Annotated in this window: 19 protein-coding genes and 2 tRNA genes; 8 read left to right on the top strand and 13 right to left on the bottom strand. The window is 64.4% G+C overall.

Translation table 11 applies throughout. From position 1 onward, the window contains the following. The 3 genes from VML93_RS09660 to VML93_RS09670 form a co-directional block, all read right to left on the bottom strand. On the bottom strand, positions 1-778 hold a 778-nt coding region (locus VML93_RS09660; protein ID WP_325610027.1), incomplete at its 3' end, for an alpha/beta fold hydrolase. A gap of 289 nt (positions 779-1067) precedes the next feature. Beyond that, on the bottom strand, positions 1068-1346 hold the full coding sequence (locus tag VML93_RS09665; protein WP_325610029.1) for a hypothetical protein: 279 nt from the start codon (positions 1344-1346) through the stop codon (positions 1068-1070). A gap of 60 nt (positions 1347-1406) precedes the next feature. Beyond that, complete coding sequence (locus VML93_RS09670) at positions 1407-1544, bottom strand: hypothetical protein (RefSeq protein ID WP_325610031.1); 138 nt, start codon at positions 1542-1544, stop codon at positions 1407-1409. A gap of 52 nt (positions 1545-1596) precedes the next feature. Between VML93_RS09670 and VML93_RS09675 the strand changes: the two genes are divergently transcribed. The 4 genes from VML93_RS09675 to VML93_RS09690 all read left to right on the top strand — a co-directional run bounded on the left by VML93_RS09675 (position 1597) and on the right by VML93_RS09690 (position 5384). Then, positions 1597-3546, top strand: a complete 1950-nt coding sequence (locus tag VML93_RS09675; protein WP_325610033.1) for a tyrosine-type recombinase/integrase — start codon at positions 1597-1599, stop codon at positions 3544-3546. Continuing rightward, positions 3543-3938 (top strand): DUF6262 family protein, encoded by a 396-nt coding sequence (locus VML93_RS09680; protein ID WP_325610035.1) that lies wholly within the window; start codon positions 3543-3545, stop codon positions 3936-3938. The genes VML93_RS09675 and VML93_RS09680 overlap by 4 nt, the downstream gene beginning before the upstream one ends. Before the next feature lie 44 nt (positions 3939-3982). Next, positions 3983-4786: a DUF1883 domain-containing protein gene (locus tag VML93_RS09685; RefSeq protein ID WP_325610037.1), complete on the top strand. Its 804-nt coding sequence runs from the start codon at positions 3983-3985 to the stop codon at positions 4784-4786. Between the two features lie 142 nt (positions 4787-4928). Continuing rightward, complete coding sequence (locus VML93_RS09690; protein ID WP_325610039.1) at positions 4929-5384, top strand: hypothetical protein; 456 nt, start codon at positions 4929-4931, stop codon at positions 5382-5384. Between the two features lie 200 nt (positions 5385-5584). Here the strand turns inward: VML93_RS09690 and VML93_RS09695 are convergent, their stop codons facing one another. From VML93_RS09695 to dnaA, 10 genes are all read right to left on the bottom strand, one after another. Next, entirely contained in the window at positions 5585-5971 is a 387-nt protein-coding gene (locus VML93_RS09695; protein WP_325610041.1) for a hypothetical protein, read from the bottom strand. 127 nt (positions 5972-6098) lie between these two features. Then, positions 6099-6169 (bottom strand) — tRNA-Ala (locus VML93_RS09700). Between the two features lie 281 nt (positions 6170-6450). Next, a tRNA-Ile gene (locus VML93_RS09705) sits at positions 6451-6524 on the bottom strand. Positions 6525-6589: 65 nt separating this feature from the next. Further along, entirely contained in the window at positions 6590-7495 is a 906-nt protein-coding gene (locus VML93_RS09710; RefSeq protein ID WP_325610043.1) for a DUF3566 domain-containing protein, read from the bottom strand. Between the two features lie 144 nt (positions 7496-7639). Continuing rightward, on the bottom strand, positions 7640-10147 hold the full coding sequence (gene gyrA / locus VML93_RS09715) for a DNA gyrase subunit A (protein ID WP_325610045.1): 2508 nt from the start codon (positions 10145-10147) through the stop codon (positions 7640-7642). 39 nt (positions 10148-10186) lie between these two features. Continuing rightward, positions 10187-12214 carry a DNA topoisomerase (ATP-hydrolyzing) subunit B gene (gene gyrB / locus VML93_RS09720; RefSeq protein WP_325610057.1) on the bottom strand — a complete coding sequence of 676 codons (2028 nt, stop codon included), beginning with the start codon at positions 12212-12214 and terminating at the stop codon, positions 10187-10189. A gap of 254 nt (positions 12215-12468) precedes the next feature. Continuing rightward, the gene (locus VML93_RS09725) at positions 12469-13014 is read right to left on the bottom strand and encodes a DUF721 family protein (RefSeq protein ID WP_325610047.1); all 546 of its coding nucleotides are present in this window, start codon (positions 13012-13014) and stop codon (positions 12469-12471) included. Further along, complete coding sequence (gene recF / locus VML93_RS09730) at positions 13011-14159, bottom strand: DNA replication/repair protein RecF (RefSeq protein ID WP_325610049.1); 1149 nt, start codon at positions 14157-14159, stop codon at positions 13011-13013. The genes VML93_RS09725 and recF overlap by 4 nt, the downstream gene beginning before the upstream one ends. Next, on the bottom strand, positions 14160-15356 hold the full coding sequence (gene dnaN, locus VML93_RS09735; protein WP_325610050.1) for a DNA polymerase III subunit beta: 1197 nt from the start codon (positions 15354-15356) through the stop codon (positions 14160-14162). Positions 15357-15815: 459 nt separating this feature from the next. After that, on the bottom strand, positions 15816-17333 hold the full coding sequence (gene dnaA / locus VML93_RS09740) for a chromosomal replication initiator protein DnaA (protein ID WP_325610052.1): 1518 nt from the start codon (positions 17331-17333) through the stop codon (positions 15816-15818). Between the two features lie 609 nt (positions 17334-17942). On the opposite strand from dnaA, the gene rpmH reads away from it, so the two are divergent. From rpmH to yidC, 4 genes are read left to right on the top strand one after another with little or no spacing between them, the layout of a single operon-like run. After that, positions 17943-18086, top strand: coding sequence for a 50S ribosomal protein L34 (gene rpmH, locus VML93_RS09745; RefSeq protein WP_082929939.1), 144 nt, complete (start codon positions 17943-17945; stop codon positions 18084-18086). A gap of 23 nt (positions 18087-18109) precedes the next feature. Continuing rightward, entirely contained in the window at positions 18110-18472 is a 363-nt protein-coding gene (gene rnpA / locus VML93_RS09750) for a ribonuclease P protein component (RefSeq protein ID WP_325610056.1), read from the top strand. Then, positions 18469-18777 (top strand): membrane protein insertion efficiency factor YidD, encoded by a 309-nt coding sequence (yidD, locus tag VML93_RS09755; RefSeq protein ID WP_414686319.1) that lies wholly within the window; start codon positions 18469-18471, stop codon positions 18775-18777. The genes rnpA and yidD overlap by 4 nt, the downstream gene beginning before the upstream one ends. After that, positions 18761-19894: a membrane protein insertase YidC gene (gene yidC / locus VML93_RS09760; RefSeq protein WP_325610059.1), complete on the top strand. Its 1134-nt coding sequence runs from the start codon at positions 18761-18763 to the stop codon at positions 19892-19894. Before yidD ends, yidC begins: the two co-directional genes overlap by 17 nt. Positions 19895-20007: the final 113 nt, after the last annotated feature.

Raw genomic sequence — 20007 nt, forward strand, 5'->3', positions numbered from 1 at the left:
CGTGGATGCGCGGCAATATGCCCATCGAGCGCTGGAGGCTGGCTAGCGGGTCGAGGCCCTTGAAGAACGCCAGTTGGCTGCGGCCGCGGTGCAGGCCACCCTCCAACGTGATGGTGGCCCGGTAAACCGCCTCCTGCAGCCAGGCCGGCACGCTCCGCGAGAACGCGACGGCGACACCGCCGCCGGCATGGGTGTCGATCGGGGCGCCAGCCACGGTGAGGGTGTTCACCTTGTCAGGGTGTAGGCCGGCGTAGATCGCCGAGAGCCAGCCGCCTTGGCAATCGCCGACGAGGTTGACCCGTCCACCGAGCGAGTCGATGGTCTCGTCCATCGCGGTCAGGTAGTCCTCGATGCCGGCGTCGGCGGTCGCACGCGTCGCGGGCAACCAGTCGAAGGTGTAGAGCGAGGTGAGCCCGGCGTCGCGCAGCATGACCATCTGGCTCTGGCCGTCCGCGTGGTCGACGACCGTCGAGGCATGCCCGGCCTGCGGGGGCAGCACCAGAGTGGGCACGACTCCTGCGACCGCGGCACCGCTGGAGTAGTCCAGGAGCCGGGCGAACGGCCAGGTGCGGACCACCGTGTGCGGGTGCGCCCACCCAGGCTTGCGATGCTGGGTCACGGTGCGGGCCCACAGGGCCAGCTCCTTCGAGACCTGCCCGGCGCTGGCGCGGCGCCGCCAGGCGCTCGCGGCGTACCCGCCCCATCCGTCGGCGGCGACCTTGGACGCTCGCAGCGGCAGGGTAGCCGCGGTGGCGGCGGCGCGGAGCGGTCGGGTCACTAGCATCTCCTTTGAACAGTGGCGCCCATCACGATACTTGCCACCCGAGCCGGTGTCGCGCCAAGCTAGATGCCAGGATTTCGAGTCGGCCTAATCGACACGCTCGCCTACACGAGCATCGGCCCGCTGACCATGACTCGCGCGAACTACCTCACCGCCGTCGCGGCAGGGGTCGACTCGTTCCAGGTAGCCGATCACCTGAATGCACTTCCTCACGTCCGAAGGCAACCCGATTATCAGCCGCCGGGAACGCGGCCGCCTGAGTAACGGACTAACGCCTGACACATGGTCATTGAGCATTGCTCGTCGTCGTGAGGCCCCAGTCGTGGGCGCGTTGCCAGGCGGCGGCGAGGTTGGCTGATCGGTCGTCGGCGGTAACTTCTCCGAGGTATCGGCTGTATTGCTTCTTGTTGACTTGCCAGCGTAGTTCGGCGTAGAGGCGCCGGTTTCGGGCTTGCAGGACTACCCGTCCGAGAGCGACGCTGCCCTGCATGACGCGGTGTTCGTGGCCGCCTGCGGCGTGGTCTTGTTCGAGTGCCTGCGACTGCTTGTTCGAGTAGACCGGCACCTTCCATTGTGTGTCGTGGACAATGGGTCGGGTTCCACCCCATGTTCGGCGCTCGATGTCTTAGACCATCGTGAGGTGCCGGGTGCCGGGTTGTTCACCTGCGATCTGGAACAGGTCGGCCCGTTGTGTGCTTGTGAGCAGGGTGATTTCGTCGAGTTCGCTGGTGGTGTAACCGGCTGTAGTGAGTTGCTCGAGCACCGCGCTGACGAGCTGCGGGCACTCCTCGACGACGCCGGGTCGAGGCCTGCGAGTGCCCGATGGTCCGTGGTGCCAGCCGACGTGGCAGGTGGTCGAGGTGGCCGGGGACCGCCGCCGGCAAGCTGCGGAGCCGTGCGCGGTCGACGGCTGTGACGGCCAGCGGTACTGGCTGGGCGGCCCTTCCGGCGACTCCACCGCCAGATCCGGGCTGTGCTACGCGCACTACTTCCAATGGTTCCGCGTCGGCCAACCCGCTGACTTCGACGCCTGGGCCAAGACCGGGTCGACGCCGGTAGGCCCGCCGCGCGGACGCCCCTCCACGCAAACGGTCGACTTCCGGCGGCTCCCAACGACGGCTGCCGACGAGATCCGGTTCGTCGTGGCCACCAAGGTCGGCAGGGGCGACTGGACGTGCAACGTTAGCCTCCGCCGCGTCCTGATGGTGCTGGTCGAGACGGCCCAGGGCCGGATCACGGACTCGCTGACCGAACGGTCCGTGCAGGATTGGCCGCTGCTCTGTCGACAGCACTGGCCGTACGCGAGCTCATTCGATTCGCTGTGCGCCCCGTACATCCGGCGCTTCTTCCGACTTCTCGACGGCGCAACCAACCCCGATCCGTGGGCGGGGGATCATTGGCACTGGCGAGACGGATTCGAATTCGTTCTCGACGCCACGCAGTCGGGCGCGACGCACACCGCCGTCGACTGGTCATCGGTGCCGGTGCCCTGGCTGAAGGAAGCCGTCAAAGACCTTGCACGACAACAACTCACCACCGCAACCTTGTCCTGGGGAACCCTGACCCAGTGGGTGCGCGCCACCCGCCAGCTCGCCCGATTCCTCACCCATGACGGCACGGTGCCCAATCCACCGGCCGTGACCCGGTCGGTATTCCTCGACTACCTGGCCTGGACCCGCCACACTGACACCGACTCGGACGCCCGGATGGCCAACACCGCCGCATACCTGCTGGAGTCGCTACACGACACCCAGCTCGTTCCCGACCTGGGCTCGGCGATGTTCCTGCGCCGCGGCAAGAACGTACACCGCAAGGCCCGCAATCCCCGCCCATTCCCACCAGATGTCATCGAGCGCATCGACACCCTCATCATCGACAACCCCGCGACCGACCCGACGCTGCGGGCGATGATCGCGACGACCCGATGGGCAGGCTGCCGCATCTCCGAGCCGGTCGCCCTCCCGCTGGACTGCTTGCACCATTCCGACCGGGGCTACTGGATCGAATACTGGATGACCAAGACCAACGCCTGGCGGCGGTTCCCCATCCCCGACAGCCTTGCGACGGTCATCCTCGGGCAGCAGACCCGAGTCCGAGACACCTACGGCCCCGAGGCCAAGCACCTGTTCCCCGGCGCACGCTCAAGCGCTGCCGCCGGCCGCACCCAGCCCTGGTCCACCAGCGGCCTGCGCCACCGCCTTGCAGCCTTGTTCCGCGAATACGGAATCACCTCATCGACCATCACCGGCGAGCCGATCTCCGGCGGAGACGTCCACCGTTTCCGGCACACCGTAGGAATGACCCTGCTCAACAACGGATGGACCCAACAGGAAGTACGCGACTTCCTCGGCCATCACAGCGACACCATGACCTCGGCCTACGCCCGGATCACCGACGACACACTCGCCCGCAAGGCACGCGAGTTCTGGGAGAGCGCACCCGCGCACCGATCCGACGAGGACGCCGACGTCGAGCGGCTACGCGCCCGATTCACCGCCGCCCTGCCCAACGGCTTCTGCGCACTACCGCCGACGCAACGCTGCGAGTTCCGGCCCAACCCCTGCCTTGACTGCTCATTCCACGACCCCGGCGGCCGAGTCTTCCTCGGCGCCCACATCGCCCACAGAGAGCAGCTCCAACGCCTCGCTGCCGACGCTGCCGAACGCGGCGACACCAAAGCAGTCGAGCTGAACACGACCATGCTCGACAAAGTCACCAAGCTCATCGGCGAAATCGACCCCGACACCCTATTGGAGAACCCGTGACCACAGGCGATCGAGAACATCGGACCGCCCGTCTCGCCCAAGCAGCAGCAGCCCGCGCCCGCCGGGCGATCACCAACCTACGCAATACCGGCGAGCTGATCACGTTCGTCTCGGTTGCCCGCACCGCCGGAGTATCGACCAGCTTCCTGTATCAACACCCCGAACTTCGGCACGAAGTCGGTGAGCACCGCACCCATACGTCTGGCCACGCGCACGTACTCACCGCTAGCTCGGCGACAGTCGAGTCGCTGCGCACCAAACTTGCTGTGGCCGTACAACGTAACCGTGAACTCGCCGAAGAGGTCGCGGTGCTGCGTACCGAGAACGAAATCCTCCGCAGCCATGTCCTCGAACTCAACCATCGTCGTACATCCACTTCGCGAACAGGTTGAGACACACTGCGCAGGATGTCAGACCGTCAAAGGAGACTCGAAGGATGGAACATCTGTACTACGACCTCGGCCAGCAGAAGAAGGGCGCCGTAGCGGTCGTCACGCTCGACAAACAGGCGAACGTCCGCCTGATGACGGGTTCGAACTACCGAGCATTCAAATCAGGTCGGCAGAGTCGATTCCACGGAGGATTGGCGAAACGATCGCCTGCGCGGCTTGCGATCCCGAGCAACGACCATTGGTATGTAGTTATAGATTGCGGCGGACTACCGGGCCGAGTTAGAGCCAGCGTTCAGGTAGAACAACCACCGCCAGGGTTGCTCCCTCCACTACGAGAACCCCGGGCGCACAATCCAGCTCGCGATATCGAAATACGTGAGCCCATCGAACCCGTCGGTGACCTCTTCGGCGGCCAAACCTGGGATGTGTTTCTTTCTCATGCGAGCGAGGACAAAGAATCCGTCGCGCTGCCGCTTCGAGACGCTCTCACCGCACTGGGAGTGACGGTTTGGTTGGACAAATCGGAGATTCGGATTGGCGACAGCCTACGCCGAAAAATAGACGCCGGAATTCGGTCAAGTCGCATCGGCATTGTGGTGCTGTCGGATTCGTTCTTCAGCAAAGGCTGGACGAACCACGAACTCGACGGTCTCGTCACCCGCACGGTTGCTGGCGAGCAGTCCCTGCTCCCTATCTGGCACGGCGTTGATGCCTCCGATGTTCGACGCTACAGCCCATCGCTTGCGGACAAAATGGCCTTAAGCACTTCCGACGTCGGCATCGATGCGCTCGCCGAGCAGATCGCCGAGGTTGTTCTCGCTGCGAAAGGCACCAGCGCATACTCGTAGACCGCAGCACTGTCGGGGCCGCCGACTACCGTGACTTGATGCGCCGCGCTTACGTAGAAGGTCATGTTCCATTTATCGCCGCGTTCCAAACGGCCTTGCGTTGGGCTGGCGACGACGCAGCCGCGTAGGGGACACCGGCACGGTGGAGAACAACAAGTGGATGGAGCGGCTCGGCATCCCCATTACGAGCGCCTCGTCGCGTTCTCGATTCCATGGCTTGCCCCGCGGAACGGTGATCGGTGCGTTCCTGAATCTCTCCGAAGCCCTGGAGCTGGAGCCTGGCGGCTACGTGAATGGCACCGTTGTGGTGCCAGCGCACGCCAAGCATGAGTTGCTGCCGACCATGTCCGGGCACGCGCCCTGGATCACTGCTTTCGACGTTGAGTGCCTGGGCGGCAACGCGATTGCACCATTGGCGGACGCGTCGCCGCCGATTAAGGCGGCGGTCAGGGGACTGGCAGGGCTGGCGGTAAGCAACCAAGGCCTTATCGATCGCCGAGAACGCTCGGAGGTCGTGCAGGCGCTGTCATATTTTCGGAGCTGCGGCATCGAGCTCAATCCAGATGCACTGATGGTCGAAGCGTTGAAAACCCGGTAGGGCGGCCGCGGCGCTTAGGACCTGCGTGAGGTCGCCATCGAATTGAACAAGGGTAAGAAACTACGATTCGACAAACGCCTTTCTCCACAGGTCCTGCAGAAGTGGGCCGAGGCTCAGTGACGTTCGGTTGTGCGCAGTGGGGTGAACAGGTCCCCGTCGCGGCGGTGCAGCCGGACCGCGATCACCAGAGGCTTCACCAGTCAACCAGGATGCGCCGCGGGCTCACGCAGGGCCAGCGTCCGCACAACGGTCGCTTTGTCCGCGCCGACGAGGTACTTGATGCTGGCGCTGCTGTAGTGGATCGGTGCGTCGCCGTAGGGATTGATGAGGATCCAGAACGGCGCCTGCCCGGCGGGGTCTTGTTTGGCCTGTTGCACCCACGCGCTGTCAGGGTCCCCGCTCATGTAGAACTCGGGCTTGCCCTTTGTTGTCCGCCGGGGGCCGATGTAAACCTGGATGTGCGTGTAGAAGTCCGCCTGTGCGGACGTGTCGATGACGCCTACACGCTGCCAGTGGTCGCCGGGATAGTCACCGTCTGCGGCGACGTCGTTCGATGATGTTGAGATCCAAACCGCGGGAGTGGCCATTGGACCATCGTGCCGGACGAGTACCGCAGGCCCCGCCCTGCACCGCCGAAGCGACCCCCCGAGTTCATGGCCCGCAGCCGTCAACCCGGGAGACCGGGTAGTAGGCCGACAAACGAACCTTCGGAAGTGGAGTCACGGGGAATCGAACCCCGATCTGAGCCTTGCAAAGGCCCCGTTCTACCGTTGAACTATGACCCCGTCGTGGACATGACCATAACAGCATATCTGCAGGTCAAGCCCTACTTTCTCTCCTTCTCCTCCAGATAAGCGGCGAACCCCTGACCCCTGCCTTGTAAAGGCAGTGCTCTACCAGCTGAGCTAAGGCCCCTCATTCTGATCGGGTACGTGATCATGTGTATCAATTGCCGCCACGTGCCAGACCTCGACGCCGCGCCGTGACCGCACCACGACCGCCACCACAGCGATCGCTGCCAGTGGCAATGCGAGTCTCACACAACGTCTTGACGGGCACATGGTTGTGGGCCTAGGAGGACTCGAACCTCCGACCTCTTCGTTATCAGCGAAGCGCTCTAACCGCCTGAGCTATAGGCCCGTACACGCGTACGGCCGAGCGACGAGATTACCGCACTCGCCTCCCCACCCCCAAAAGCGGATTGACTAGTCCAGGTCGGCGAGCGTCACTTCGACGCCGCCGATCAAGTCGGTGGCCAGGTTGTAGATGAACGCCCCGATCGTCGCCATCGCGGTCAGCAGGACGATATTGACCAGGCCGATCAGAACCGCGCCACCGAAGATGGTGCTGCTGGAGACGAGTTCTCCGGCGTTGCCGCTGGTGTTGTTCAGCAGGTCACCGACGTTGCTGTTCAGCTTGGCCCAGACGCCCATGCCACCGAGCACCAGGTAGAGGAACGCGACCGCGATCATCCAGACGAAGAACAGCGCCACCGACAGCAGCAGCGAGACCTTCAGCGTGCTCCACGGATCGATTCGGCGGATCTGCATGCTGGCGCGGACCGGGCCCCGGCTGCGCCGCGACGACACCTGGACGCGGCCTTCCCGGTTTTCGCGGGCCTCCCGAGCTTCCCGGGCCTCCCGGGCTTCGCGGGCCTCCCGGCTTTCGGTGGTCGCGGCCGAACGGGTCTTGGCCGACGTGGTGGAGGTATCGGCGGCGCGCTCGGGTGTGGTTTTACGCTGCGTGGTGCGCGGCGACGGTCCCGACAGATCGGGCAACTCGCTGGCGTACGCCTCCGCGGGCGGTCCGTCGCTGCGCACCGGTGCGGCGTCGAATTCCTGCGTCTCGTTCAGCGAGTTCGTCGACGAACCGGACGAGCTGCCGGATATGAAGCGGCTCAGCCGGGCGTCGATCCCACTGGGTTCCGACGACCCGCGACGGGGGTTGGCTGCCCGGCTGGCGCCGCGCTGCCAGGGCGGCGAGTCTCCGGAATCGGTGGCGCGGCCGTTCGCCCCGGACGTCGCACGGTGTGCGCCGGTTCGCTCGGCCGAACCGTCCCCATTCGAGCTGTCGCCCTTTTGCGGGGAGCCCGACTCGTTCGGTGAGTTCACACCGACTCCTAACATTTGTACCCAGGCCAGCCTGGGCAGTGCCATCGCATTATCTCTGGCCGGGCCTAAGTCTAATTACCCGGCTCCTCCACAGGCTGCTCCGCGGCCTGCATCGTCGCTCGGGGGAGTCTAGTTACCCGGCTCCTAATTACCCGATTCCTCCGCACCGTCGGCTTCGCCGCCGTCGTCTTCGGCGTTACGTGCGATGGCTAACAGTGTGTCGCCCTCGCCCAGGTTCATCAAGCGAACGCCCTTGGTCTGGCGTCCGGCCTTGCGGACCTGGCGGGCGGCGGTGCGGATCACGCCGCCCCCGGAGGTGATGGCGTACAGCTCGCTGTCGTCGTCGACGATCAACGCCCCGACCAGCCTGCCGCGCCGGCGGTCGTACATGACAGTCAGCACACCCTTGCCGCCCCGGCCCTGCACCGGGTACTCCTCGATGCCGGTGCGCTTGGCGTACCCGCCGGAGGTGGCGACCAACAGGTAGGTGCCTTCGCGCACGACATTGAGCGACAGCAGCCGGTCGTCGGCGTTGAACCGCATGCCCTGCACGCCCGAGGTGGCCCGGCCCATCGGCCGCAGCGCCTCGTCGGTCGCCGAGAAGCGGATGGACTGACCGTTTGCCGACACCAGTAACAGGTCGTCGTCGGACGAACACAACACGGCCCCGACCAGTTCGTCCTCGCCGCGCAGGTTGATCGCCACGATTCCGCCCGAGCGGTTGGAGTCGAAGTCGGTCAGTTTCGACTTCTTGACCAAGCCGTTCTGGGTGGCCAGCACCAGGTACGGCGCGTCCTCGTAACTCTTGATCTGGATGACCTGGGCGATGCGCTCCTCGGGCTGGAAGGCCAACAGGTTCGCCACGTGCTGACCGCGCGCCGTGCGCAACGCCTCCGGCAGCTCGTAAGCCTTGGCCCGATAAACCCGGCCCTGCGTGGTGAAGAACAGAATCCAGTCGTGCGTCGAGCAGACGAAGAAGTGCCGGACGATGTCGTCCTGTTTGAGCCCGGCGCCCTGCACGCCCTTTCCGCCGCGCTTTTGGCTGCGGTACAGGTCGGTCTTGGTGCGCTTGGCGTAGCCGGTTTCGGTGATGGTGACGACGACGTCTTCGCGGGCGATCAGATCCTCGTCGCTGACGTCGCCGTCGGCCGCGACGATCCGGGTGCGACGGTCGTCGCCGTGTTTCTCGACGATCTCGCGCAGTTCGTCGCGCACGATGCCACGCTGCCGCTCAGGCTTGGCGAGAATGTCTTCCAGGTCGGCGATTTCGGCTTCGATCTTGGCCAGATCGTCGATGATTCGTTGACGTTCCAACGCGGCCAGGCGCCGCAACTGCATGTCCAGGATCGCCTGGGCCTGGATCTCGTCGATGTCGAGCAGTTCGATCAGGCCGGCCCGGGCGATGTCGACGGTCTCCGACGCGCGGATCAGCGCGATGACTTCGTCCAGCGCGTCGAGGGCTTTGACCAGGCCGCGCAGAATGTGGGCCCGCTCGTTGGCCTTTCGCAACCGGTAGGTGGTGCGCCGGACGATGACGTCGAGTTGGTGTTCGACGTAGTAGCGGATCATCTGATCCAGTCGCAGGGTGCGCGGTACCCCGTCGACGATGGACAGCATGTTGGCGCCGAAGCTGGTCTGTAGTTGGGTGTGCTTGTAGAGATTGTTGAGCACCACCTTGGCCACCGCATCGCGCTTGAGCTCGATGACGATGCGCAGACCCACCCGGTCGCTGGATTGGTCCTCGATGTTGGAGATGCCGGCCAGCCTGCCGTCGCGGACCTGCTCGGCGATCGAGGTGATGAAGTTGTCGTGGTTGACCTGATACGGCAACTCGGTGATCACCAGCGAGGTGCGGCCGCGCGAATCTTCTTCTACCTCAACGACTCCGCGCATCCGGATAGAACCGCGGCCGGTCTTGTACGCGTCGGAGATGCCCTGCGATCCCACGATAAGTCCGGAGGTGGGGAAGTCGGGCCCCTTGACCCGCTCCATCACGGCTTCCAGCGTCGCCTCTTCGTCGGCCTCGTAATTCTCCAGGCACCAGAACACCGCCTCGGCCAGCTCCCGCAGGTTGTGTGGCGGAATGTTGGTGGCCATGCCGACCGCGATGCCGCCCGAACCATTGGCCAGCAGGTTGGGGAACCGGCTGGGCAACACCGTAGGTTCCTGTACCCGGCCGTCGTAGTTCGGGATGAAATCGACTGTCTCCTCGTCGATTTCGCGCAGCATCTCCATGGCCAGCGGGGTCAGCCGGGCCTCCGTGTACCGCATCGCCGCCGGCGGGTCGTTGCCCGGTGAGCCGAAGTTACCCTGGCCGTCCACCAGCGGATAGCGCAACGACCACGGCTGGGCCATTCGCACCAGGGTGTCGTAGATCGAGGCGTCGCCGTGCGGGTGGTAGTTACCCATCGTCTCGGCGACCGACCGCGCCGACTTGGCGTGGCTGCGATCCGGTCGGAACCCGGAGTCGTACATCGCGTACAGCACTCGGCGGTGCACCGGTTTGAGGCCGTCGCGCACTTCCGGCAGCGCGCGGCCCACGATCACGCTCATCGCGTAATCGATGTAGCTGCGCTGCATCTCCTGTTGGATGTCGACCGGTTCTATCCGATCGACGGGTTCGTCCCCCGGTGGCAGCGTGGTGTCAGTCATCTATTCCTCGGTTAGCGGGCCCGATAAAATCAGCCGTCTTTAAACATCTAGGAAGCGAACGTCCTTGGCGTTGCGGGTGATAAAGCTGCGGCGGGCGTCGACGTCCTCGCCCATCAGGATGGAGAACAACTCGTCGGCCGCGGCGGCGTCGTCGAGGGTGACCTGACGCAGGACCCGCACCGACGGGTCCATCGTGGTCTCCCACAACTCCTTGGCGTCCATCTCACCCAGACCCTTGTAGCGCTGGATGCCGTCTTCCTTGTTGATCTTCTTGCCGGCCTTGAGCCCGGCCTCCAACAGGCCGTCGCGCTCACGGTCGGAGTAGGCGAATTCCGGATCCGACCGCTGCCACTTCAACTTGTACAGCGGCGGCTGCGCCAGGAACACGTGCCCGTTCTCGATCAGCGGCCGCATGAACCGGAACAACAACGTCAGCAGCAGCGTGGAGATGTGCTGGCCGTCGACGTCGGCGTCGGCCATCAGCACGATCTTGTGATAGCGCAGCTTGGTGATGTCGAACTCGTCGTGGATGCCGGTGCCCAACGCGGTGATGATGGCCTGGACTTCGGTGTTCTTCAGTACCCGGTCGATGCGCGCCTTCTCCACGTTGATGATCTTGCCGCGCAACGGAAGAATCGCCTGGAACATCGAGTCGCGGCCGCTTTTCGCCGAGCCGCCGGCGGAATCGCCTTCCACCACATACAGTTCGGACTTCCGCGGGTCGGTGGAACGGCAATCGGCCAGCTTGCCCGGCAGCCCGCCGAGATCGGTTGCGCTCTTGCGGCGCACCAACTCTCGCGCCTTGCGCGCCGCGATGCGGGCCTGCGCCGACGACACCGCCTTGTTCACAACGGTTTTCGCTTCGGTGGGGTTGGCTTCGAACCAGTGCGTGAGCTGCTCGTTGCACACCTTCTGCACGAACGACTTGACCTCGGTATTGCCCAGCTTCGTCTTGGTCTGACCTTCGAACTGCGGTTCGCTGACCTTCACCGATATGACCGCGGCCAGACCTTCTCGAATGTCGTCGCCGGTGAGGTTGGGGTCCTTGTCCTTCAGCAGCTTCTTGTCCTTGGCGTACTTGTTCACCACCGACGTCAACGCGCTGCGGAAACCCTCTTCGTGGGTACCGCCCTCGTGGGTGTTGATCGTGTTGGCGAACGTGTGCACCGACTCCGAATATCCGCCGTTCCACTGCATCGCGATCTCGACCTCGTGGCCGGTGCCCTTACCGTCGAAGTCGATGATGCTCTGCTGGATCGGGCTCTTGGTGCGGTTGATGTGCTTGACGAAATCGACCAGACCGCCGGGATAGTGAAAGGTCCGTTTCTTAACCTTATGCGGCGCAGCGGATTCGGCTGCCTTTTCCTGGGCGGACTTGGGTGCCTCGGCGGTATCGCTGACGACCTCGTCGACGATCTCGTCCTGCTCCACCCGCTCGTCGGTGAGGTTGATCGTCAAACCCTTGTTGAGGAACGCCATTTCCTGCAACCGGCGCGCGACGGTCTCGAAGTCGTATTCGGTGGTCTCGAAGATGTTCGGGTCCGCCCAGAACCGAACTGTGGTGCCGGTCTTCTTCGTTGCCGCGCCCTGCTTGAGGTTCTGCGGCACCGATTGATCGTAGGTCTGTGTCCACTCGTGCCCGTCGCGCTTGATCTCCACCTCGAGCCGACTGGACAAAGCATTGACGACCGACACACCCACACCATGCAGACCGCCGGAGACCGCGTAGGCCTCGCCGTCGAACTTGCCGCCGGCGTGCAATTGGGTCATCACCACGTCGACTGTCGGGATCCCCGAGGCGTGCATCGCCACCGGAATACCGCGGCCGTCGTCGGTCACCTCAACCCCGCCGTCTTCCAGCATCACCACGCTGACGGTGGCCGCGTAGCCGGCCATCGCCTCGTCCACGGCGTTGTCCACCACCTCCCAGACGAGGTGGTGCAAACCACGCTCACCCGTGGAGCCGATGTACATGCTCGGGCGTTTGCGGACAGCCTCGAGCCCTTCGAGGACGGTGATGGATTCGGCGCCGTATCCGGATTGGGGCTTCTTCTTCTGGGCAGCCACGGTCGGAATGCTCTCCTTGGGGTTGCATGCGAGCGGTCCAGTCACCGCAGCGGTCGTGTTACCTCACTCTACCGTGATCGGCTGACGGGACCGATTTTCTGGGCGCGTTTCTACCTATCTGATTGCGCCGTGTGCTTGACATCTCCATTCCGGTCGCGTCCGGACGTTTGCCACGGGGGTCCGTTTCATTCTGGCGGCTCTGAGACCGCCTCGGCTTAACACCTGTATGACGTCGTTTCGGCCCACCCGGTTCCCTACCCGTAAGTGTCGCGCGGACCTCTGCCGGCGATATGTCGTGGGCCTTTCCGCCACGACGGCGCCGCCGGGCCGGTGATTCTCAACGATGTCACCACACCGTTGCCAACCGCCGCCGCGATCTTAGCCAGCAACTGTCCCTGGATCATCCGTAACTGGGTCGCCCAGGCGGTCGATTCGGCCGTCACGGCGAGCACTCCGTCGTTCAGCGCGGTCGGGGTGGCGTGCTCGGCGATCTGCTCGCCGACGACCGACGACCACTGGCCCAGCACCGTGCCCTCGGCGACGCGGGGGGACCAGCCGCGTTTCTTCGCCAAGTCACGGGCCAGCCTGCCCAGCGGTTGCGGATCGCGAACGTCGGGCCCCGGACCGGACCAGCTGCGCCGCTGTCCCGCCACGCGTCGCGGAGCCGGCGCCGCGGTGCGGCCGCGTCCGGAATCCTTGCCCTGCGCCCGCGCTGCGGCGCGGGCCTCGTCAAGGGTCCGTCGCACCAAGTCCAGAGCGGAATCCAGGGGATCACGTCGTTCTTCGGGATGCTCGGTCACGATTGCACCACCGAGATCCGCCCGGAGTCACCGTCGCGTAAATCGATGGTCACCCGCCTAGCATCCCAACCCGACGGAATGTCCTCCAGCACCGCCGCCGTGACCAAGACCTGCTCCGCCACTTCGGCTACCGCGCCGAGCGCGAGGCGACGCGCCGTATCCAGCTCGGCGAAAACATCGTCGAGCAACAACACCGGTTCGCCACCGTCGGAACGCAACAACTCGTACGCCGCCAACCGCAACGCCACCGCGAACGACCACGATTCCCCGTGGCTGGCAAAACCTTTGGCGGGCTGATTACCTAGCCGCAACTCCAAATCGTCGCGGTGCGGCCCAACCAGGCACATACCGCGCTCCAATTCAGCCGACCGCCGGGCCGACAGTCCGGCCAACAGCGCTGCCTCCAAAAACTCTCGGTCGGCCGCCGGCTCGGCGCCGATATCCAGACTGGCGCGGTAAGCGATCGAGGCGGACCTGGATCCCGGCGCCAGCAGCTGATAGGCCTTCTCCACCTGCGGGGCCAACTGGTCGACCAGCGCGATGCGCGCAGCCATCAATTCGGCGCCGTGCTCGGCCAACCGACTGTCCCAGACATCCAGCGTGTCCAGCGCACTGTGATCGCCGCGATGGCGGGCACCCGACAAGGATTTCAACAACGCCGTACGTTGCCGCAAAACCTTGTCGTAGTCGGCGCGCACCGCCGCGATCGCCGGCCGGCGCTGCATCGCCAGATCGTCCATATACTGCCGACGTTCCGCGGGGTCGCCACGCACCAAGACCAGGTCTTCGGGAGCAAACAACACCGCGCGCAATACCCCGATCACCTCGCGGGTGCTGCGCACCGGCGAGCGGTTCAGCCGGGCCTTGTTCGCCCGGCCGGCGGCGATCTCGAGATCCACCGCACATTCCCGGCCCTCGTTGACGACGATCGTGGAAATCACCGCCCGCGTCGTGCCGTCCCGGATCAACGGCACGTCAGTGCCTACCCGATGCGAACCTAGAGTGGCCGAATACCACAGTGCCTCAATCAAATTCGTCTTTCCGAAACCGTTCGGACCGACGAACACCGTCCGGCCTGGATACAGTTCGAGGTCGGCGTGCGCCCAGGACCGGAAGTCACGCAGTCCCAAATGCCGGACGTACACCTAACCCGGCAACCGAACCGGCATCAACAGATAGACGTATTCCGTTGGCAGAGCGGCGAACGGGCCGTCGCCGGTCGGGTGGTCGCCCTCGGAAGCCGGGCGCAGCAAAGCGGGTTTGCCCGGAGTGGTAAAGCCGAATGACACGTGCTCGGAATGCACCGAGCCGAGACCGTCGGTCAGATACATCGGATTGAACGCAATCGTCAACGGCTCGCCGGCAAAGTCCACCGCAAGGTCTTCTTCGGCGCGGCCTACATCGTCGGCGCCCGCCGAAAGCCGCAGCATGCCGTCACCGAATTCCATGCGCACCTGCGCACCGCGATCCGCCACCAACGCAACCAACTTGATCGCTTCGGTCAGCTCGGCCACGTTGATGGTGGCCACCGCGGTGTGCTCGGCCGGCAACAACTGCCGGAACTTCGGGAATTCCGTGTCGAGCAGCCGGGTGGTGCTGCGCTTGCCGTTACCGCTGATGCCGAGCAGTCCGTCCTTCCCGACCCCCATCCCGGCCCCCAACGACAGGCGAACGTCAGAACCGTCGGTGCCCGCCTTGGCGACTTCGGCCAGTGTCTTGGCCGGCACCAGCACCGAAGCCTCGGTGTTGGACGACAACACCGACCAGGTGAGCTCACGAACCGCCAAACGGAACCGGTCGGTGGCGGCCAAAACCACCGTGTCACCGGAAATCTCGACCCGGATGCCGGTCAGCATCGGCAACGTGTCATCCCGGCCGGCCGCGATGGCGACCTGGCTGATCGCCTCCGCGAACAGATCCGCCGGCAAGGTCCCGGTTTCTTCGGGCAGCGTCGGCAGCGTGGGGTAATCCTCAACCGCCATCGTCGGCAACGAGAATCTGGCGTTTCCGCAGGTCAAAGCCAGCCGATTGCCGTCCACGTAACAATCGACGGGCTTGTCCGGCAACGCCCGGGTGATGTCCGACAGCAACCGCCCGGACACCAAAACGCTTCCAGGAGAAGCGATTTCAGCGGCCACCTGGGCCTCGGCGGAAACCTCGTAATCGAATCCGGAGATCGTCAAGCCTTCGTCAGACCCGGTCAGCAGCACTCCGGAAAGCACCGGCACCGCGGGCCGGCTGGGCAGATTCTTTGCCACCCACGACACGGCCTCGGCGAAGGACTCTCGAACCAAGCGGAACTTCAAGTCGGTGAGGCTGGCTTTTGTCGTCGCCGCGTCCATAGCGTCCCTTCACCTACCAATGAGTTCGAGTCGAGTGTCGCCAGCCGCCCCGCAACGGCAGTCGAACCACAACCGTAGAGCTTCCGGCGTCAACTTGAAAGCTAATCGGCAAGGCCGACAAGAGGGCGTCCGAGCCGTTCGTGAGACCTGCTCAGCTGCGCGTCCCCAAGCCTGTTCTTCAAAGAAGAGATGACGAAGAGATCTCAGTACTAGTAATAACCGGTGTGCATGCTGTGGACATCGGGTCTTGGCGCTGCTAGGGGAGTGGCGCGGTTGTGGATGAACGCCGCGCCGGCTGTGTGGTTCGTGTTGGGCCGGTGGGGATCGCGTTCGGATGTGCACGGGCGTGCCAATGCTGCAGTGATGTTTGGGCCGCTTGTGCACAGCGCTGTGCACAACACCTGGGCTGTGGCTGGTGTGACGGACGTGCGAGAAGTTTTTTGAAAAAAATGCGCAGGATCAGCGCTTGGAGCGCTGACGGATCCGCGTGGTGAGTTCCTTGACGTGATCGAACACTTCGCGTCGTTCGGCCATCTCGGACAGGATCTTGCGTTGGGCGTACATGACCGTGGTGTGGTCGCGGCCGAACGCCTGGCCGATCTTCGGTAGCGACAGGTCAGTGAGCTCGCGGCACAGGTACATCGCGATCTGACGGGACTGAGCCAACGCCCGGGTCTTACCGGGCCCGCGTAGTTCTTCGACCGTGGTGTCGAAGTATTCGGCAGTGGCGGCCATGATGGTGGCCGCGCTGATCTGCATGGTGCTGGCGTCGGCGATCAGGTCGCGAAGCACAATTTCGGCCAACGCTCTGTCGATCGGAGTTTTGTTCAGCGAGGCGAATGCGGTGACCCGGATCAGGGCGCCCTCGAGTTCGCGGATGTTGCGTTCGATGCTGCTGGCGATGAGCTCGAGCACGTCGTCGGGCACGGCGAGCCGTTCCATCTGTGCTTTCTTGCGCAGGATGGCGATGCGCGTTTCCAGCTCCGGAGGCTGCACGTCGGTGATCAGCCCCCACTCGAACCGGGTCCTCAGCCGGTCTTCGAGGGTGGCCAGCTGCTTGGGTGGGCGGTCCGACGAGATGACGATCTGCTTGTTCGCGTTGTGCAGCGTGTTGAAGGTGTGGAAGAACTCTTCCTGAATACCTTCCTTGCCTTCGATGAACTGGATGTCGTCGACGAGTAGTACGTCGACGTCGCGGTAGCTGCGTTTGAACGCGACCTTGCGGTCGTCGCGCAGCGAGTTGATGAAGTCGTTGGTGAATTCCTCGGTGGAGACGTACTTGACGCGCATGCCGGGGAAGAGCCGCTGTGCGTAGTTGCCGGCCGCATGCAGCAGGTGCGTCTTGCCCAGACCGGACTCGCCCCAGATGAACAGCGGGTTGTAGGCGCGGGCCGGTGCCTCGGCGATCGCCAGAGCCGCGGCATGAGCGAACCGGTTGGAGGCGCCGATCACGAACGTGTCGAAGGTGTAGCGGCGGTTGAGGCTGGTGCCGCTGCCGTTGGGTGATTCGGTGGGACGTTTGGTGAAGTAGGTCGGCCAGCTTTGGTGAGCACTGCCGAGGGTCTCTCCGCTTTCGTAGCCTTCGTCGTTGTAGGCGTCGACGTCGGGTTCCTCGGCTTGCGAGAGGGTGTCAGCCGAAGTGAGCGCGGTGTCGGCGTCGTTGTCGGGGGCCGGTGCGATGCGCACGCCGAGCTGGATCTGCTGTCCGAGCCGTCGGCTCAGCGCGTCGGTGATCGGCGTGCGCAGATGGCGTTCGATCTCGTTTTGCACGAAACTGCTGGGCACCGATAAAAGAGCAAACCCCTCGACGATGGTGAGCGGCTGGACGAGGTTGAGCCAGGCTCTTTGCTGGGGTGTCAGCGGTGTGAGAAGAGTGGTGCCGTTGGTGGTGGTGCCGTCCGGATCGAACTCACCGTTGAGCTCGGAAACGACCGCGTTCCACACCTTCGTGAAACCCGAACCGGGATCATCGGTCAACGACGCATCTCCCTGGTTCTCGCAAATTTCAGGTCGAGTACAACCCGCTGTCGGTGACCGGAGCAACTCTCCACATACTTATCCACAGCTGTGGACAGGACGATCATAAACTAGCCGCTGCCTGGCGGCGACGGCTCGCGAACCCCGTTCTGGAGACGACCCGGGGAGGTCGTCCAGGCGCCCGTCGATCCTGCCATCCTTGCTTCGTTGCCGACCGCCGCTCCAGTCCGAGGACGAAGCTAACAGTTTTCTGTTCGGCTGCCAACAGTTATGCGCCATTACGACCGGGTTCATCTGTATCGTGCGAGATCGCGCGTGGGTTGCCTTCGCCGACAATGAATGTCTGCAAATATCCGAACGAGTCGTCGGTGAGGGGTCCGTATGGGGGAGGCCAGGTTTGACCCGGCGAAGGCGCGTCAGTACCCTCAAAAAGTCGCCCGAAAGTCGGCGATACGGCTGCGACCCGAACTGACGCCAAAATGACAGCCTTGGGGACTGCGCCGGCCAGTAGCAAGACAAGCACCGGACCCACCCGCGGAGCAACTTAGTTGCGAAGCATGTGCGGCCGGATGGCTCGAAAACTCGGGCCGGATACAACGAGGAGAACCCGTGGCCAAGGGCAAGCGGACCTTCCAGCCCAACAACCGGCGCCGAGCCCGCGTGCACGGTTTTCGTCTGCGCATGCGCACCCGCGCCGGGCGTTCGATCGTGTCCGGCCGGCGCCGCAAGGGCCGGCGCGTTCTGTCTGCCTGATCGCAGCTCCGAGTTGTTGCGCGGTGCTCCCCGCACGTAACCGCATGAGGCGGTCAACCGAGTTCGACCAGACGGTGAAGTACGGGATGCGCACCGTGCAGCCCGACGTCATCGTCCATGTCCGGCGCGGCAACGGACCTGATGCGGGCCAGGGTCCCCGCGTCGGGCTGATTATCGCCAAGCCGGTCGGCTCGGCTGTGGAGCGGCATCGGGTAGCGCGTCGGTTGCGACACGTCGCCCGAACGATGCTGGGAGATCTCCATGAATCCGATCAGGTGGTGATCCGCGCGTTGCCGAGCAGTCGGCACGTGTCCTCGGCCTGGTTGGAGCAGCAGCTGCGAGCCGGGTTGCGGCGCGCTTTCGATCTGGCGGGAACGGCCCGATGATTGGCGTGGCGAGGGCCGGGAAGACCGTTGCGCGCGGCCTGATCTACGTTATCCAGCTCTACCGACACATGCTGTCGCCATTGCGACCGGCGACCTGTCGGTTTGTTCCGACCTGTAGTCAGTACGCCGTCGACGCGCTGACTGAGTACGGCTTGATTCGGGGGAGCTGGCTGACCGCAGCCAGACTCGCCAAGTGCGGACCGTGGCATCGGGGAGGATGGGACCCAATACCGGAGCGCGGGTCGGAGCGGCACGAATGCAGTGCGGACCAGGTGGACCTCAGGAGTGATCCTTTTGCCGTTTGATTTTTTCAGTCTCGACTTCGTCTACTACCCCGTATCGGCGATCATGTGGGTCTGGTACAAGCTTTTCGCCGCCGTGCCGGGACTGGGCCCGTCGAACTTTTTCACGTGGGCGCTGTCGGTGATGTTCCTGGTGTTCACGCTGCGGGCGATCTTGTACCAACCGTTCGTCAAGCAGATCCGCACCACGCGTCAGATGCAGGAACTGCAACCTCAGATCAAGGCGCTGCAAAAGAAGTACGGCAAGGATCGTCAGCGCATGGCGCTGGAGATGCAGAAGCTGCAGCGCGAACACGGGTTCAACCCCATCCTGGGGTGTCTGCCGATGCTGGCGCAGATCCCGGTGTTCCTGGGTCTCTACCACGTGTTGCGGTCGTTCAACCGGACTCAGAGCGGATTCGGGATGCGGGCCATGTCGGTGGACGCCAACCGCGCCACGCCGAACTACATCTTCAGCGCGAAGGACGTCGGGCATTTCCTGGACGCCAACCTATTCGGTGCGCCGATCGGCGCCAGCATGACGCAGCGCGGCGGGCTGGAGGCGTTCACCGACCACGGCGCGTTCTCCCGGCCCGCGGTGATCGCCGTCGGCGTGCCGGTGATGATCCTGGCCGGGATTGCGACCTACTTCAACAGTCGCGCGTCGGTGGCACGGCAGAGCCCGGAGGCGGCGGCGAACCCGCAGACCGCGATGATGAACAAACTCGCGTTGTACGTGTTTCCGCTCGGCGTTGTGGTCGGCGGCCCGTTCCTGCCGATCGCGATCATCCTGTACTGGTTCTCGAACAACATCTGGACATTCGGCCAGCAGCACTACGTGTTCGGCAAGATCGAGAAAGAGGAAGAGGCGAAGAAGCTGGAGGCGCAGGAGCGCCGAGCGGCCAATGCACCGCCACCGGGCGCCAAGCCGAATCGACAGCGAAAGGCGCAAGCCCCGGCGAGCGAGATCACGGCCAGTGAGGGCACCGAAATCAGTGACGCCGAGGACACCGCGGTCGACGGAAAGCCGATGGGCACGACTCCGGAAAAGACGACTGGAACCGGAGCTGCGGGGGACGCCGCACCGCGCCCGGGAGCGAGACCGCGTCCAGGCGCACGGCCCAAGAAACGAAAGCGTTGAACCGGACAGCACGAACCGGTGGGATGAGGGAGGAACAGACATGACAGACGCCGAAACGACCGAACGCAGCGACGAGTTGACGGACGAGGAGAACGGCACGGACACCACACCCG

The organism is Mycobacterium sp., assembly GCF_035499775.1.
Taxonomy (GTDB): Bacteria; Actinomycetota; Actinomycetes; order Mycobacteriales; family Mycobacteriaceae; genus Mycobacterium.

Bases quoted from the DNA above. Each gene is read 5' to 3' on its own strand.
- gyrA (WP_325610045.1), bottom strand. From the start codon at position 10,147: ATGACTGACACCACGCTGCCACCGGGGGACGAACCCGTCGATCGGATA.
- yidD (WP_414686319.1), top strand. From the start codon at position 18,469: ATGATTGGCGTGGCGAGGGCCGGGAAGACCGTTGCGCGCGGCCTGATC.
- VML93_RS09685 (WP_325610037.1), top strand. From the start codon at position 3,983: ATGGAACATCTGTACTACGACCTCGGCCAGCAGAAGAAGGGCGCCGTA.
- dnaN (WP_325610050.1), bottom strand. From the start codon at position 15,356: ATGGACGCGGCGACGACAAAAGCCAGCCTCACCGACTTGAAGTTCCGC.
- VML93_RS09695 (WP_325610041.1), bottom strand. From the start codon at position 5,971: ATGGCCACTCCCGCGGTTTGGATCTCAACATCATCGAACGACGTCGCC.